The sequence below is a fragment of the Mojavia sp. genome (genome assembly GCF_059505145.1).
In genome coordinates, this window is the sequence record NZ_JCACKA010000076.1 from 40,406 (window position 1) to 55,940 (window position 15,535).

The following is a 15,535-nucleotide window of genomic DNA, read 5'->3' on the forward strand; positions in this document are numbered from 1 at the left end:
ATTAGGCATGATAGAAGTTTATGCTTACCCACCCAAGACTTATGCAGAAATACTTTTTGTTGAGGCAGGGTGTAAGGATGTGATGATTTAGGGGTTTACTCTTCCCCATAAATTGCTGCAATTTTTGATTTCTCGTTAAAACTTAGAACGACCTTTAACAGCTGCACTTATACATCTATCTAAAGTATAAATTAAATCAATACAAAACATCATACTTAATATCTAATAATTCTATAACCTAGTGTAGATGCAAAAGTATTTATAATAATGTAAGAGAGACAGCCTCAAAATTTTTAACTCACTATTCTTCCAACCCTTTAGTATTTAAGGGTTACATTTTAGTTAGCACTATTGGACTTTGAGTCTAATCTAGTAAATTTAAGCTACTACTGTCAGCACACATAACAATATGAATGAGCTAAATGCTATTTTGAAAGCATTTAAAGAATGTCAGCACAATGCTGAACCTGCATTTCTTGCCACTATTGTTAATGTTAAAGGCTCTACCTATCGGCGACCTGGGGCCCGAATGTTGATGACACAAGCAGGCCATATGTTAGGAATGATTAGTGGTGGTTGCTTGGAAAATGATGTATTTGAGCATACTCGCTGCTCAATGCTAGATGGACAACCAATAGTTGTCACCTACGACACTACAGCCGATGAAGATATTGTTTGGGGGTTTGGGCTGGGCTGTAACGGAGTAGTGCAAGTCCTGATTGAACGTTTAGATACTAATGATCCACTTAACCCCTTGGCTGTGATTAATCAATGTTTTTGCAATCAGCAACCTGGTATTATTGCCACTGTTTTTGCTGTGGAGGGTATAGCTAACGTCAAGGTTGGGGAACGCTTGTTACTTAATACAGACAGTAATGTTACCAGTAATATCGCAGAACCTGCATTAACTGCTGCCCTGATTAAAGATGCTCAAGTCGCTCTGCAAAATCAACGTTTAAGTGTTAACAAATACCAACTTTTATCAGGTAGTGTTGATGTCTTAATCGAACTAATTCAACCACCTATACAACTGATAATTTTTGGTGCAGGTCATGACGCTGTACCAGTAGCTCAGTTTGCTAAAAACTTGGGTTGGCACGTCACTATTGTTGATTGTCGAGCAAGTGAAGCAACCAAAGAGCGTTTTGCAATGGCTGATGAGGTAATTCTTAGCCGCAGAGATATTTTACACAAACAAATAAGTGTAGATGAACGCACTATAGCTGTAGTGATGACTCATAATTACCTCGACGATTTAGAAATCCTAAAAATATTATTGCCATCTCCTGCACGTTACTTAGGTTTTTTGGGGCCGAAGCATCGCACTGAAAAATTACTTCAAGATTTACGTGCAGAAGAAATTAATTACACATCAGAACAGCTACAAAGGTTGCATGGCCCCATTGGTATTGATATTGGGGCTGATACACCAGAAGCGATCGCCTTATCTATTATTGCTGAAATTCAAGCCGTACTAACAAACCGTTGTGCTGGTTTTTTGAAAGACCGCACAGACCCAATTCACCACAGAAATGAAGTCAAGACCACCAAAATTGAGCAATTAGAGGAGTTGAAAATATGACTTCGTTAATATAAAACCATCTCCACCCGAAACATAAACTATGACCTACACTCCACCCCAACTCTTCACTTTCGAGCAGTTTTTAGCCGAATACGGGGATAACCCCCGTTACGAACTCATTGACGGAGAACTACGTGATATGGAAGCGACAGGCCCTCATGAAGAAGTTTCAGGAAATATTGCTGGTAGAATTTATGCTGAAATTCTTCGTTCTAATCTTAACTTGCTGGTTCCAAAAACTTGTTTAATTAAGCCACCTAACGCTGAAGCAACAGTGCTACGTCCAGATGTAATTGTTCTAGATAAAGCAAAACTTAACAACGAAGCGCTTTGGCAAAAAAGACCGATTATCTGTAATGGCAATACAATTAAGCTCGTTGCCGAAGTTGTTAGTAAGAATTGGCAAGACGATTATGCTAGAAAAGTAGAAGAATATGCTTTCCTACAAATACCAGAATATTGGATTGTAGATTTTTGCAGTTTAGGCGGGTTACAATTCATCGGTAATCCTAAACAACCTACCTTTACAATCTGCCAACTCATTAATGGTGTATATCAACAGCAACAATATCGCTTAGGATATGCCATTTCTTCTTTTATATTCCCCGACTTACAACTCAAACTCGACGACGTTATGCCATAGTGTCCACACAGGTGCAACCCCAGAGGCAGAATCCGCACCCTATCGAAATGTTGGGAATAGGTTCTTTCTGAGTTGGGTGGCAAATAAAAAGGAATATAAAAATATAAAGACTCCTAGATATTTTTCATTATTGAACGAAAGTTTTGCTACAGGTTTTAACCCTCACTGTTTACTTTGAAAGATTAGGTTCTACAATGTTGGGGAAATTCTCAAAATTACGTCGCACCCAATCCATACCTACCTCATTGTTAAGTTTAATTTTCTGAGACGTATTCGGATAAATTTTTCCTAAAATATCTGCATCTTGATTCACTATAACCTCACCAAACTTGAGATATGTACTGCCAAATATCTTAAATATAGGATGCTTGGCTTGACCAAATAACAAAATATAAGTCCGTGTCCGATTAGAAGTTTCTGGGACAAATATATGGCACTGCGCGGCTTTACCTAATGGCATTTCTCCATGAAAAATCACCAAGGCTGGGAAGTGATTTTCTAGGTGCGCTTTAATGGTGTTGGGCAATAAAAGCAAATCGGGTTTCTTCAGCTTTTCTCCTAAGGTGTAAGGTGCTGTAGGCAGATCATAAAACGCATGAGAATGATGCCCCTGATCAATAAATTGGTGAAATTCTACATTTGTAATGCGAAACAAGTCTCGGTGAGTACCATTTTGATGATTGTAGTCGTGCATATTCAGCAGCATGGTTAGCAAGTCCGTCTCTACACTTCTATCTGCTGTATGCCCAATAAAGTAATATGTTTCGGCAATCTCATTCAGTATTGTGGGGATAGGTATTTTTGGCTCGTATCCACCATAAGACCAAATAAAATCTCCTTTAATTATTAGCTCTAAGGGTTTGAGTTGTGACAATGTTTTCTTGTTAGTTCCAGGTAAAACAGTGCAGCCTGAACCATCAAACTCTAGAGCATGAAACGGGCAAACTACAGTACTTCTGCCATCACTTTGTGCTTCGCACCATCCTTCTGACAACATTGCTCCCATGTGTGGACAAGCATTGGGAAGCGCATATATAGCTCCGGTAGAATCTTTCCACATTACATAGTCAGTTCCATACAAGGAAATTTTCCGAGGTTGGTTTACTGCCAGCATCGATTTGTGCGCCAACAACCAAGGCGCACCAGGAAGCATAGACTCCATGATGTTCTCCGCTAGATATAAAATTGTGAAAAATCCGTCGCCTTTTAATATATGACAGAATATTCACATTCGTCAAGAAATCTACGTCGTCAACCTAAACAACAGCGAGGAAAACAACGAGTTGAAAAAATTTTGGATGCAGCAGCAGCAGTGTTTGATGAGGTGGGCTATGAAGCTGCTACCACCCATCTGATTGCTGCAAAAGCAGGGACGGCGATTGGTTCTGTATATCAGTTTTTTCCTGATAAAGCCGCAATTTTTCAGGCGATGGAGTTACGCCACGTCGAGCGGGTCAAAAGTATGTGGGCGCAGGTGAATATACCAGAAATTGTCCAGTTATCACTGCGTGAAATGATTCATGCTCTTGTAACTTCTGTCTCGCAACTATTTGAACAGCCAGTATCACGGGTGGTATTTGTGCAGTTTTTTATCGCACGTCAGATTTTCCAATCGATTGATGAAAGCATGACCACTGAAGCGATTAACTTTATGACAAGTATCTTGAAGCAGCGAAACCCAAAATTGAGTGAACTAGAGTGCAGCCTGCTTGCAGAAGTTTGTGTTCACAGCAGCAATGCTGTATTATTATCGGCACTTCGCAGCCGAGATCAACAACATCGGCAACGACTGACGCAGCAAATTGAAGACTTGCTTGTGTCATATTTAGAGCCGTATGTCGGAGATCATCTGTTCGGCAATGTAATGAAAGTAATGAAATGTCTATATTGTCAATCACAGCGGCTATCTAAAAATGGGTATCGCAGAGGAAAGCAGTGCTATCGTTGTAAAGACTGTGGTAAACAGTTTGTGGAAGGTTCTAACCGAGCAGAGCAGAAACCAGCTTGATTTGTAACTTTTTAAATCCCAAATTAGAGAATACTAAATCAAATGTTGCCATCATTATTCTGGCAGCAGGTGCATCAACCCGCATGGGTACATCTAAGCAACTTTTACCTTATCAAGGAGGTAGCTTACTTCGCCATACACTTGAAAGTGCAATAGCCTCAGTTTGCAAACCAGTAGTGGTGGTTTTAGGAGCAAATGCCGAACAAATACGTTCTGAAGTCAGCTTACCTTCTGTACAGGTGGTTGAAAACTTGCAATGGAATTTGGGTATGAGTTCTTCAATTCGTTGCGGAATTTCATCATTATCAAACTGTTATGAAAGCATAGATGCAGCAGTTATTACTGTTTGCGATCAGCCATTTATTTCTGCTGAAATTATTAATCAGCTAGTTGCGGCATATCACTCTACAGGGAAACCGATCATCGCTTCTCAATATGCACAGACTTTTGGCGTACCAGCTTTATTTAGCTATCAATTTTTCTCAGAACTAGCAGCCTTAAAAGAGACTGTCGGTGCAAAACATTTGATTAAGCAACATTTCAATGAAGTCTTCTGCGTTCCTTTTCCATTAGGCGCAATTGATATTGATACACCAAAAGATTACGAGCAGTTGCAATACTTGCATCAATCCCAACAACCGCGATCATAAGGGCACAACATTGTTGTGCCCCTACCCGCTACCTGTGTACTTCATTTAGCTGAAAAATGCTGTATTACTCAACAAATTCTCGTCTTGCTTTTTGAGTTAATTGCAGCTTCTCTTCTAATTTCAGCCAATTTTCTTGCTCAATTAAATTAATCAATTCGTCGAGGTTGTGGCGATATTGTTGCAATGACCCCAACAATGCTTGTCGATTAAATTGCGCCATCATCACCCCTAACTCTGGATTTCCGCCACCTACACGGCTGGTATCTCGGAAACCTGAACTAGCTAAGTTTTGAGCTAATTGCAAAACATCGGGGTCAGTTTCGCTCAGACAAGCAGCTATTAATGAAGCACTTACCATCACGGGTAAATGAGAAATCCAACTCACAGCGCGGTCATGTTGCTCTGGTTGACAATGGTAAATGTTAGACCCAAGCGATCGCACAATTTCCTCAACCACCGAAATTGCCGTCCTTGGTGTTGTATGTATTGGTGTCAGTACATAAGGCCGATTCACAAATAAATGCCGTTGTGCGGCTTCTATTCCACTATCTGCTGTTCCCGCCATCGGGTGACCACCGATAAAATGATCCCAAAGGGGGGATATGGCTTTAACGATTGGTGCTTTGACCGAACCAACATCGGTGACTATCGTAGTGGGAGACAAATGCTCAATCAACTGTTCAACTTGGGGAACAATAAGCCCTATAGGTGTACAAATAAATACAACTTCTGCGGTAGCCAAGAGGCTCATATCAACTGATGCTCGATCAACGCTACCTAAAGCGATCGCTTTTTCACAAGTTGATTGACGACGGCTAACTCCTAAGACATGATGTCCTTGCGATCGCAAATCAAATCCCAAAGACCCACCTATCAGTCCAAGTCCTAAAATACCAATTTTCATTTTTAATTTTGATAGTCCTTCTTTTAAATATTTTCTGCATACTTTACCTATTATCAAAGTTGGCATCCCAGAGGTAGCATTCATGACTGTAGAAGAATTGCTGGAAAAATACGCGGCAGGAGTTCTAGACTTTACTGGTGTTGACCTCTGTGAAGCTAACTTGAGCGGTGTCAAACTTAATGGTGTAAATCTCAGCCATGCTAATCTCAGTGTGGTCAATCTCAGTGGTGCGAATCTCAGTGAAGCTAATTTGAGCCATGCCAAACTTAATGTAGCCAGACTCAGTGGCGCGAATCTTACTAGCGCCATCCTCAACAACTCCAGCCTTAACGTAGCTAATTTGATTAGAGCCGATCTCAGCCGCGCCCAACTCAGGGAGGCTACATTGATCCGCGCCGAGTTAATTCGGGCAGACCTCAGCCGCACAGATTTATTCGAGGCCAACCTCACCAGTGCTGATCTGCGAGAAGCCACACTCCGACAAGCAAATCTACGCCGTGCCAACTTGAGTGAAGCAACCTTAAGAGGCTGTTCTCTAACGGGAGCAAACTTAGAGACGGCGAATCTCAACGCTACAGATATGGGTCGTGCGGATCTCAGTGGTGCAAATTTGCGAGATGCAGAACTTAGACAAGCAAATCTCAGCCGTGCTAACCTCAGCGGCGCAGATTTAAGCGGTGCAAATCTCCGTTGGGCAGATTTAAGCGGCGCAAATCTTCGTTGGGCAGATTTAAGCAATGCCAAGTTAAGTGGAGCTAGCTTAATTGGGGCAGACTTAAGCAATGCCAATTTAACAAATGCTAGTTTAGTACATACTGATTTAACTCAGGCCAAATTAATTAAGGCGGAATGGATAGGAGCCGACTTAACAGGAGCAGTGTTAACCGGGGCCAAACTTTACGCCACCTCCAGGTTTGGTTTAAAAACCGAAGGTATAACTTGTGAATGGGTTGACCTCAGCCCTACGGGCGATCGCTCTATCATCCAAAAGTTCAACTCTGAAGATTCAGGAGACTTTTTTAATGAAACACCGCCAACAATTCGCATTATCGTCGATGCAGCCTTAGAACACGACGCAAATTTTGCCCTAGCTGGCTCTTATTACGAAATTTATCGAGAATATCGGAAATTAAAACAGCCTCCAACTATAGAAATCGGGCGTCGTCGGACTATTTTGACTTTTCGGGTAGATAGTGACCAAGATTTGTTTGCCACAGCTTATATTGCGATTCTTCCCTTTATTGATGCCACCAACACACAACAAAACATTGACAGGCTGCTGGAAATGATCAGGGGCGAAGATATATCTCTCTTGGGGCTAAAAACACCCCATCGGGTGAGGCAATTAAGGACTTTGATCGAGGAAGCTAGAAATCAGGCTCAGATCATTAGAGATATGCGAAAAAATTTAGAACTAGCAGCAAAATTAAATTTTTTTAAAGCTCCTACCCAGACAATATTAACAAATTCTAGCGCTCAAACTTTGATTTTGTATGATAATCCCTACTTCGGTAAACGATTTATTAATCCCCTTGATGCTAATGCTACGTTTTTTGATAATATAACCAGTGAATCTGCTCAATATATGCTGCCTTCGTTAAATATGGTTGTAGATTTTGTTAAAAGTTTTTATTACATTGAACAATAGTTATTCAGGGTTTTTGTGCAAGAGGAATTAGGAACTTAACAACTAAAAAATTTATGGAGGAAACAGATGCGCGATACATTTAATAGGATGGTTGGCCGGACTCGCTATGTTGTCTTTCGCCTATTCTTGCATTTAGGAGGAACAGAGGTAGCACCAATTTTGGGCGTATTAAATCATGCTGCACGGGAAGCGATCGATACAGATGGCGACTTGCAAGTTATGGGAGAAGAACTGGTAGAAATCTGCCAAACACTGCTGCAATATGATGATTCTTGGCTGTCTGCTGCTAATGAAGGTGACGTATTTTGGAATGAGGGTGAAGCAGGAGATTATGTAAATGAATTATTTACTGACTCCGCCCAAAGATATCTGAGTGAACCAGATTTGAGTTCTGATTCTGGACTTGATGACCCTTTATCTATACCTGTGACGCGCAACGTAATTGTAATGATTACAGTTGCTTATGAAGGAGAAGTACCAGATTTAGAAACCGACTTGTCTAACATTCAGGCTTTGAAACAAGCTTTGAAAGCTTTAATTAATTTGCACTATAACAATAAACTCAAGGCCATACAGGTGCATTTCTCGCCAGCGCAGTTAGGCGATGAACTCACTAACGATCAAGTATTACAATACTATCCCGAATTGATTCCATTGTAAGTTGTTGGGTAGTCCGTACTTACAACGTGTACTGTGAACTTGTTAAGCTCGAAGATAGGATACTAATGCAATGCTCATGAACATACTACGTAAGTTTACAGTAGTTTTTTTAGCGATGAGTTTATGCTTGACAACTGTTGGTTGTGGAGGTGGTAACCAAACTACACCCCCAGCCCAGAATGTTAGCCAAAGCTCGTCGGCTGCCACCAAACTCAGTGATGGTCAGTATCAAGTACAACAAGCAACTTATGACGATGCCACTGGGGAATATACCCTGTTTTTAATTGGCAGTAAACCCCCGACCTTTGTAACTGAAAATTTGCAAATGGCACGGCTGACAGATGAAGAAATTAAAGAGGGTAAGAAAAGTTACTTAAAAGTAGAAAACGGACAGCCCAGTTTATACTTGACAGAAGATTTTAAAATTGAGTACGTCCACAACGTCACTGAAAACAGAACAAATCCCCAAACAGGGCAACAAGAAACGGTCGTAGTCCGTCAACAAAGTGGCTTCTGGGCACCCTTTGCTGGGGCTGTGGCTGGTGGCGTAGCGGGTCAGGCGCTTGGTAGCCTGTTGTTTAGACCGCAGTATTATGTACCCCCTGTCTATCAACCTGGACAAGTGATGACTGGCTATGGTGGTTATGGCAGAAACTATGATCAAGCGGTTCAAAGCTACCGCAGTCGCTACAACGCGCCACCAGCAGCTGTGAGAAATCGCACTGCTTTCCGCAGTACGGGGACAATTAGAAGGTCATATCCCAATAGCTCAACTATACGCACTGCACCACGCACCAATACACGTAACCGTCCTAGTGGTTCTGGTTTTGGTAGTAGTGAACTAAGACCTTCCAATAGTTCTAGATCACCTAGACGCAATCCTAGCGGCAGTAGCTTTGGTAGTGGCGGACGTTCTAGTGGTCGTCGCGCACCTTCTTTTGGTGGCAGACGCCGCTAATCGCTAATTCAGTTACCTTTTTCTCAGCCTCACCCTACCCCTTCACTGTAAGGGGAGGGAATATCTACACTTCAGCAACAGCCTGACGTTGCGTTTCTCTTCTAGCCAAAATCCTGAGCCACAAGGACATAAGGTAAAAACCCTTTCTCCCCCTGCTCTCTTGCGGTCTTAATGATAAATCTTTAATCGAATACGATAAGCAACGGGCATCATTACACCGTGAATGATGCCCGTTGCTCGTTACGCCGTCTGTGTAGAAGCCGCTTTTGAGTCTGCGGTAGATTTTAACCGGGTAATAGTGGCTTTACGAATGCGTAGGCGTAGCCCGCCGCAGGCATCGCTTTTGCGTACTCCGCCTGTCATCTCGTATTCCCGGCTGTTTTTACCATACCTCGACGCCACGCCATTGACTAAGCGTTCTGAAGTTTCCCGAATGGTCTTTTCAAGGATTTCTATTTCTCCCTTTGCTGTGTCAAGGTCAGTTAGCATCATATTATACTGGTCAATCTGGTTGCGGAGTTGCCCAGTTAACTCGGTTAAATGGTTTAAACTGATGGAATCACCAAAGTCAAGGTTGGAATTAATCGATTTAAGTCCAATTAATCTCTTTTCGGTTTTTTCTAGCACGGTAGAGCTTCTTGTTTTGCGTGGCATCAATGGATACTTTTTACTAAACTCTATCTTTCTAGAGTGTCTCAATAGGACAATGTAGCGGTTCAGTAAAGCTTGCAAAATAAGGTGTTTTTTGTAATAAGATTTGATTTTTAGCTCAGTAATTGCACGACAATAAACAACAAATCGTTGAGAATGGACTTGCGTTGTGGATAAACGGATTTGTGTTGTGGATGAACGGACTTGCGTTGTGGACGAATGGACTTGCGTTGTGGACGAATGGACTTGTGTTGTGGATGAACGGACTTGTGTTGTGGACGAATAGAGAGACGCGATAAATCGCCGTCTCTACAATGCGTTTTTGTCATCTATTATAATTTTTATCAAAAAGCCTAATCCGAACCGGATTGCACGCAATTGAGAAACGTCATATTTATACCAATTTGAAAAAAGAATGTAACAAATAGACCATTTGTAGAGACTCGATTCATCGCGTCTATTTTCCGGTGATTCATCCCGTATTTACATACTGATACCAATTTGAAAAAAGAATGCAACATATGGGTAGGGGCAGTGCCGTGCCCCTACGAAGAATTTATGTGTCGCAAACATTATTTGAATTGGTATGATAATAATTCCGAGTTTTTTGGGTTGGCAATTACATCAATGCAAAGCAATAATTGCATAAATCTTTGTATAAATTAATCATGTAATCATGAATCATTACGATCCTCAACCAAAAGACAACAAACCGAAATACAAAGGTAAATATCGAATTGATTCAACACGTTTACCAGGATGGAATTATGCTAGTAATGGTGGATATTTTGTTACTATTTGCACGGATGGTAAAAAATGCTTTTTTGGTGAGGTTGTACAGGGTGAAATGCAGCTGTCACCAATTGGAGAAATCGCTCATAAATTGTGGTATGAGATTCCTAATAATTTTTCTAATTGCCAGATAGATTCGTTTTGCGTCATGCCTAATCATATTCATGGGATTGTGATTATTAATCAAACACAAGAAGACGCGATGAATCGCGTCTCTACAAGTCAACGGGGGGATGGGGAACGGGGCGGGGTTACTGGGTTATTTAATCCGATGTTGTCTAAAAATTCCCTTTCTAAAATTATTAGATGGTACAAAGGACGATGTTCATTTGAAATTAATCAAATATATGAAGGTTTTGGATGGCAAGAAAGGTTTCATGACAACATAATTCGTAATGAATTCGCCCTTGATCGAATTAGACAATATATTATCAATAATCCAATCAATTGGGAACGCGATCGCGAAGCGCGCCCTATGCCTGAGCGCTAGGATTGCGCTCCCCCAAGCTGCGCTTGGGGTAATGCAAACTCCGTTTGCATTGAAGCATATACGGGCGATCGCAAACAACCACCCAACTAATTCTTTCGATTCATTGCGTTTTCTTGCGATCGCCATAATTTATCTAGGCGTAGCGATCGCAAAACCCAATGTCAAAAAACCCAGCTTTAAAGCCAGGCTCGGTCATATTGAACAGGCCAGAGTTTATCATGTCCTAGTTGTTTGGCTGCTAGGTGTGGCCAGTAAGGATTGCGAAGTAGTTCGCGCCCTAACAGCACTAGATCAGCCCCTTGTGTACGAATAATTTGGTCAGCTTGTTGAGGAGATGTAATCAAGCCTACGGCTCCTGTATAGATATCGGCTTCACGGCGAATACGTTCAGCAAACTGAGTCTGATAACCTGGTTTTAATGGTATATTGATGCCTGGTATAATGCCCCCTGAGGAGCAGTCGATTAGATCCACGCCTAAAAATTTGAGTTTGTCGCTTAAGGCGATACTCTGCTCTACGTCCCAACCTTTATCTACCCAATCAGTCGCAGAGATACGTACAAATAGCGGATATGTTTCTGGCCAAACTTCTCGCACTCCCTGAACAATCTCCCTCAGTAGTCGGGTACGGTTTTCAAAGTTACCACCATAATCATCTGTTCGAGTGTTAACCAGTGGTGAGAGAAACTGGTGCAATAAGTAGCCATGAGCAGCATGGATTTCAATGACTTTGAAACCTGCTTTTAAAGAACGTTTGGCAGCTTGAACAAAAGCATTAATAACTTGCTGAATTCCTTCGATGCTTAGGGCTTCTGGTACAGGGCTATCTTTACTAAAGGCGATCGCACTGCTTGAAACTAGAGGACGCCACCCTTCTTGAGATTCATCCAGTGCTTTTCCTCCCTTACTTGGTTTGGCAGTACTTGCTTTTCTGCCTGCATGAGCGAGTTGAATACCAGCAACCGCACCAAAGTTATGAATTAATTGCACAATCTTGGCTAAATTTTCTATGTGTTCATCTGTCCAGATGCCTAAATCTTGTGGACTAATGCGCCCCCCTGGTTCTACAGCTGCTGCCTCTGTCATTACTAACCCGCAACCGCCAACTGCACGAGAAGCTAGATGAATTTTATGCCAGTCATTAGCATATCCATTTGTACTCGAATATTGACACATAGGTGAAAGGGCGATGCGGTTACGAAAGGTAACTTGACGAATCCTGAATGTTTCAAACAGGTGTGCCATTAGTATTGATTCCTTTTCTTGGTAGGTAAAAGAAATTACGACAGAGTTGCACAAAAGTCTCACATTGGCTTAAACATCTGTAGATGTTCTCCTGAGCTAATTGCGGTCAGCGATGCAGCCACAACCAGTAGGAAGAATCAGACAGTATAAATACCATTTCACTGCCATACTCCCCAGTTATCAGTAGTTAGAGCGCTCTTCTTTAGTATTGATTTAAAACTTCAATACTAGCTAAATAACTTGGCGTAAATAAACATAATCATCAATATCATACTAACTACTGAGCTAATTTTGAACTAATTTATTTATGTCTCCTTAATGCCATCACTGCTATGACCATCAAAATTCGGATAGCTAAGATTTTCGCTAGGATGTTCGTGTTTCTGGAATTCCCAGATATCGCGCTTTCCTTGCTGTTGATCCACTTGTGAACGAGACCTAAATACCTTTGTGAGTGCAAAGCTTTTTAAGCTTTCATATTTACAATGTGTTTACAGCTTACCTATGATTGCTGTAATTTATGAACAAATTAAAAATATCTTCAGATATTCTTACTATTAAAATTCAACGATTTTTATACGTAATTACAGTAATCACATTGAAAAACGTTTATTTTTTTACTTGTTTGAATTTTGCATTTGATTGGCAAGTTTACTTTGATTCCAATAACAGCATTTAATCTTTGTAGAATATGTAACAATAAATTATTTCAAACCTCGATAGTTTGCAGAAGTATAATTATTACTACGAAAACCAAAATGAAGGACAAATACGATATCTGTCCTTAAAATCAAAAATATGCAAGTTAAATGTGCATTAGCTTATCTACTACCGATGATGCTGAGTGTTATGCTACTCAGGACTGTTTCGGGAACTAAAAAAATCAGTAATGTATAAAGAGTTCACAATACTTCCTTGCATAAGGAAGTTATCTAACAGCAGTTATCTAGTAAACTGAAAAATGGGCACTTCTAATTTCGAGAAATTCGTCGGTGATAATCTTTTAGTTCGAGCAATACATACCGCTGTCAAAGGAAGAGCTAGGTATAAAGTCGATGGACTTTATGGTTCGCAAGCTCTCAAGCAATACCTGGAATTAAGATTGTCAAAGGAAGAAGGAATCGCACAAGTTAGCGCTAACAATTTGACAGGAAATATTCTTGTTATTTTCCACCGAGATCAGAGTCCAAGTGCGATCGCCTGGCTGATCTACGATATTGTCTTAGATTACAGAAAAAAGTTCATAAAATTACCTGTAACTAAGAATGTTATCAGCACAACACCAGCAGCAAAAAAATTACCTATAAACATCTCAGCCATATTCCCCCAAACGCCTATGCAAAAATTAGGCAGAGCAGGTAGCCAACAACTTGTACTGGTATCGGGGGCTGTTTGCGCTCTGGTATGCGGCCTCGGACTGTTGCACATATCTGGTCTTGACGAAAGGATTTTGCTAGCTATTCAAAAGCTACACACGCCAATAGGCGATCGCATTATGCTCGGTGTTACTTTCCTTGGCGAGCCGCTACCCTTGCTGTTAATTTGTTTGGGATTGGGAATTTGGTCAACATATAATAAGCGTCTTTGGGAAGCAACTACCTTAGGTATAACCGCAGTTGGCGCAATGGGCTTAAATTATTTGTTGAAAGCGCGGTTTGGTAGGGCACGTCCAGCACTTTGGGATTGGATTATTGATGTTGCTCACTACAGCTTTCCTAGCGGTCACGCAATGGCGTCAATAGCGATTTATGGTTTCATTAGTTACACTTTGGCAAAGCAATTTCCTCAATGGCAAGGACGAATATTTTCCTTAACCATGGCCTTAATTGTGGCGATAGGTTTTAGTCGGCTTTATCTTGGCGTACATTGGCCTACTGATGTGGCGGCTGGCTATGCTCTAGGTTTAGTGTGGTTAATTGCCTGTATTCTCAGCTTGGAACTGTGGCAACAATATCAGTTGTCAGCGAAGAGAACAAAGGAAGCGGGGAAAGCTTTTGAAGCTGTGGTGTTCCTACCTCAGCTTCAAATACAAGCTTGAGATTTTAGAGAAAATAACCTTTATCTAGATTATTCTGGAAAATTAGTTTCAGGATCAATCGGCATCCCAACAGGGTCAGTATTAGGCAAAGTTCCTTGCATCTCATCGCTTGGAATATCTGGATTATTCTGGAGGTTGACAGAACCCTTTTCTGAGTTCTGCTCATCTGTAGAATCAGGCCCCATGATAGTAGAAGCTCCAGCAGTTTTAGGATCGCCACTTACACCAGCTTTTGGAAAGTTGGTGGCAATAGGAAAGTTAGTTGGATCTCCCTCTGGTTCGTTTCCTCCTGCTGCGGCTTGTGCATCTAGCATTGCACTTCCTGCAACATTAGTAGGTGTATGAGGTTGAGCTTGTTGGGATGCAACAGTAGATTGATCTGGAGTAATAGCTGGATTTGATAAAGATGGGTCGTTCTCGCTCATATTGTTATCCTCAATATTAGTAGTAGGAAAATTAGTGTCATGTTTAGCTATTAATTATTCATTAATGTTCTGACTTAATTTTTTGGTTTCTGAATTAATTGTTTACTATTTAGATTTCTGCAAGTTGAGAGATAATCGTCGCCTGATGTTGCTCAATCCAATCCTTTGCCCATTGGAAGTGTACCCCTGCACGACGGGCAGCAGCTTCATCTTCCGGGCGATCGCCCACATAACAGCTATTTTGCGGAGTATGTTTGTGCCGAATCATTGCCAACTGCAACATTCCAGCTCCGGGTTTGCGATATTGTCCAGACCATTTAGTTTTACTGTGGTTGTGGACATTGTGGCGAGTGACGCGGAAGCATTTTTTGCCTTCAAAGTCAGGACAGAAGTAAATTTCCCTTAATTCTGGAAATAGCTCAAGCGTGTACTGCTGTTCCCTGACACACTCTTGAATAGACTTGTACCCTGCGGCAACTCCGCCTTGATTGGTGATGCCAACAATAATCCAATCATCTTTGTAAGTACCAATAGCAACTTCAGCACCCATAATAATTTTTTGGTCTTGAGGATGTTGAAAGTATTGTTCACCGCTGAGTGGTTCTCGAATTGTGCCGTCTAAGTCTATCAATAATAGGCTCATCGTTTTTGTGTAGAATTCTCCTTCTGTCTCCTTCTGTTTGATATCTTAAGCTGTTAAATACTACCTTTCCTCTGGCTAACGGAAGGCGCTATCACAACGGGTGTTCGTCCTCCAGATTGAGGAAATTATCCTTAAAATCGTAACCTTTGTCAGCCGCAAGTACTTTTACTCGTTTACGTTAGCGAAGCGGGACATTGTA

Annotated in this window: 15 protein-coding genes; 9 read left to right on the forward strand and 6 right to left on the reverse strand. The window is 41.2% G+C overall.

The window, feature by feature from the left end:
* The first annotated feature begins 409 nt into the window (after positions 1–409).
* Together AC5JL8_RS21915 and AC5JL8_RS21920 are read left to right on the forward strand one after the other, a co-directional pair.
* The gene (locus AC5JL8_RS21915; RefSeq protein WP_495881800.1) at positions 410–1,582 is read left to right on the forward strand and encodes an XdhC family protein; all 1,173 of its coding nucleotides are present in this window, start codon (positions 410–412) and stop codon (positions 1,580–1,582) included.
* 40 nt (positions 1,583–1,622) lie between these two features.
* Complete coding sequence (locus tag AC5JL8_RS21920) at positions 1,623–2,225, forward strand: Uma2 family endonuclease (RefSeq protein WP_495881801.1); 603 nt, start codon at positions 1,623–1,625, stop codon at positions 2,223–2,225.
* A gap of 169 nt (positions 2,226–2,394) precedes the next feature.
* Here the strand turns inward: AC5JL8_RS21920 and AC5JL8_RS21925 are convergent, their stop codons facing one another.
* Positions 2,395–3,378: a Rieske 2Fe-2S domain-containing protein gene (locus tag AC5JL8_RS21925; protein WP_495881844.1), complete on the reverse strand. Its 984-nt coding sequence runs from the start codon at positions 3,376–3,378 to the stop codon at positions 2,395–2,397.
* A gap of 60 nt (positions 3,379–3,438) precedes the next feature.
* On the opposite strand from AC5JL8_RS21925, the gene AC5JL8_RS21930 reads away from it, so the two are divergent.
* On the forward strand, positions 3,439–4,233 hold the full coding sequence (locus tag AC5JL8_RS21930) for a TetR/AcrR family transcriptional regulator (protein ID WP_495881802.1): 795 nt from the start codon (positions 3,439–3,441) through the stop codon (positions 4,231–4,233).
* Positions 4,230–4,883 carry a nucleotidyltransferase family protein gene (locus tag AC5JL8_RS21935; protein WP_495881803.1) on the forward strand — a complete coding sequence of 218 codons (654 nt, stop codon included), beginning with the start codon at positions 4,230–4,232 and terminating at the stop codon, positions 4,881–4,883. Before AC5JL8_RS21930 ends, AC5JL8_RS21935 begins: the two co-directional genes overlap by 4 nt.
* Positions 4,884–4,947: 64 nt before the next feature.
* Here the strand turns inward: AC5JL8_RS21935 and AC5JL8_RS21940 are convergent, their stop codons facing one another.
* On the reverse strand, positions 4,948–5,787 hold the full coding sequence (locus AC5JL8_RS21940; protein WP_495881804.1) for a prephenate/arogenate dehydrogenase: 840 nt from the start codon (positions 5,785–5,787) through the stop codon (positions 4,948–4,950).
* A gap of 82 nt (positions 5,788–5,869) precedes the next feature.
* Between AC5JL8_RS21940 and AC5JL8_RS21945 the strand changes: the two genes are divergently transcribed.
* From AC5JL8_RS21945 to AC5JL8_RS21955, 3 genes are all read left to right on the forward strand, one after another.
* A complete protein-coding gene (locus AC5JL8_RS21945) occupies positions 5,870–7,435 on the forward strand; it encodes a pentapeptide repeat-containing protein (RefSeq protein ID WP_495881805.1) in 1,566 nt (521 codons plus the stop codon).
* Between the two features lie 66 nt (positions 7,436–7,501).
* The gene (locus tag AC5JL8_RS21950; RefSeq protein ID WP_495881806.1) at positions 7,502–8,095 is read left to right on the forward strand and encodes a DUF1517 domain-containing protein; all 594 of its coding nucleotides are present in this window, start codon (positions 7,502–7,504) and stop codon (positions 8,093–8,095) included.
* Between the two features lie 70 nt (positions 8,096–8,165).
* Entirely contained in the window at positions 8,166–9,053 is an 888-nt protein-coding gene (locus tag AC5JL8_RS21955) for a hypothetical protein (RefSeq protein ID WP_495881807.1), read from the forward strand.
* A 240-nt stretch (positions 9,054–9,293) separates the two neighbouring features.
* Here the strand turns inward: AC5JL8_RS21955 and AC5JL8_RS21960 are convergent, their stop codons facing one another.
* On the reverse strand, positions 9,294–9,707 hold the full coding sequence (locus AC5JL8_RS21960) for a hypothetical protein (protein WP_495881808.1): 414 nt from the start codon (positions 9,705–9,707) through the stop codon (positions 9,294–9,296).
* Between the two features lie 673 nt (positions 9,708–10,380).
* Here AC5JL8_RS21960 and AC5JL8_RS21965 point away from each other — a divergent pair.
* The gene (locus tag AC5JL8_RS21965) at positions 10,381–10,986 is read left to right on the forward strand and encodes a transposase (protein WP_495881809.1); all 606 of its coding nucleotides are present in this window, start codon (positions 10,381–10,383) and stop codon (positions 10,984–10,986) included.
* Between the two features lie 176 nt (positions 10,987–11,162).
* On the opposite strand, the gene namA is transcribed toward AC5JL8_RS21965, so the two are convergent.
* On the reverse strand, positions 11,163–12,230 hold the full coding sequence (namA, locus tag AC5JL8_RS21970; RefSeq protein WP_495881810.1) for an NADPH dehydrogenase NamA: 1,068 nt from the start codon (positions 12,228–12,230) through the stop codon (positions 11,163–11,165).
* Between the two features lie 961 nt (positions 12,231–13,191).
* Between namA and AC5JL8_RS21975 the strand changes: the two genes are divergently transcribed.
* On the forward strand, positions 13,192–14,268 hold the full coding sequence (locus tag AC5JL8_RS21975; RefSeq protein WP_495881811.1) for a phosphatase PAP2 family protein: 1,077 nt from the start codon (positions 13,192–13,194) through the stop codon (positions 14,266–14,268).
* A 29-nt stretch (positions 14,269–14,297) separates the two neighbouring features.
* Here AC5JL8_RS21975 and AC5JL8_RS21980 read toward each other — a convergent pair whose 3' ends face one another.
* Positions 14,298–14,693: a hypothetical protein gene (locus tag AC5JL8_RS21980; RefSeq protein ID WP_495881812.1), complete on the reverse strand. Its 396-nt coding sequence runs from the start codon at positions 14,691–14,693 to the stop codon at positions 14,298–14,300.
* A gap of 109 nt (positions 14,694–14,802) precedes the next feature.
* The gene (locus tag AC5JL8_RS21985) at positions 14,803–15,336 is read right to left on the reverse strand and encodes an HAD-IIIA family hydrolase (protein ID WP_495881813.1); all 534 of its coding nucleotides are present in this window, start codon (positions 15,334–15,336) and stop codon (positions 14,803–14,805) included.
* Positions 15,337–15,535 lie beyond the last annotated feature (199 nt).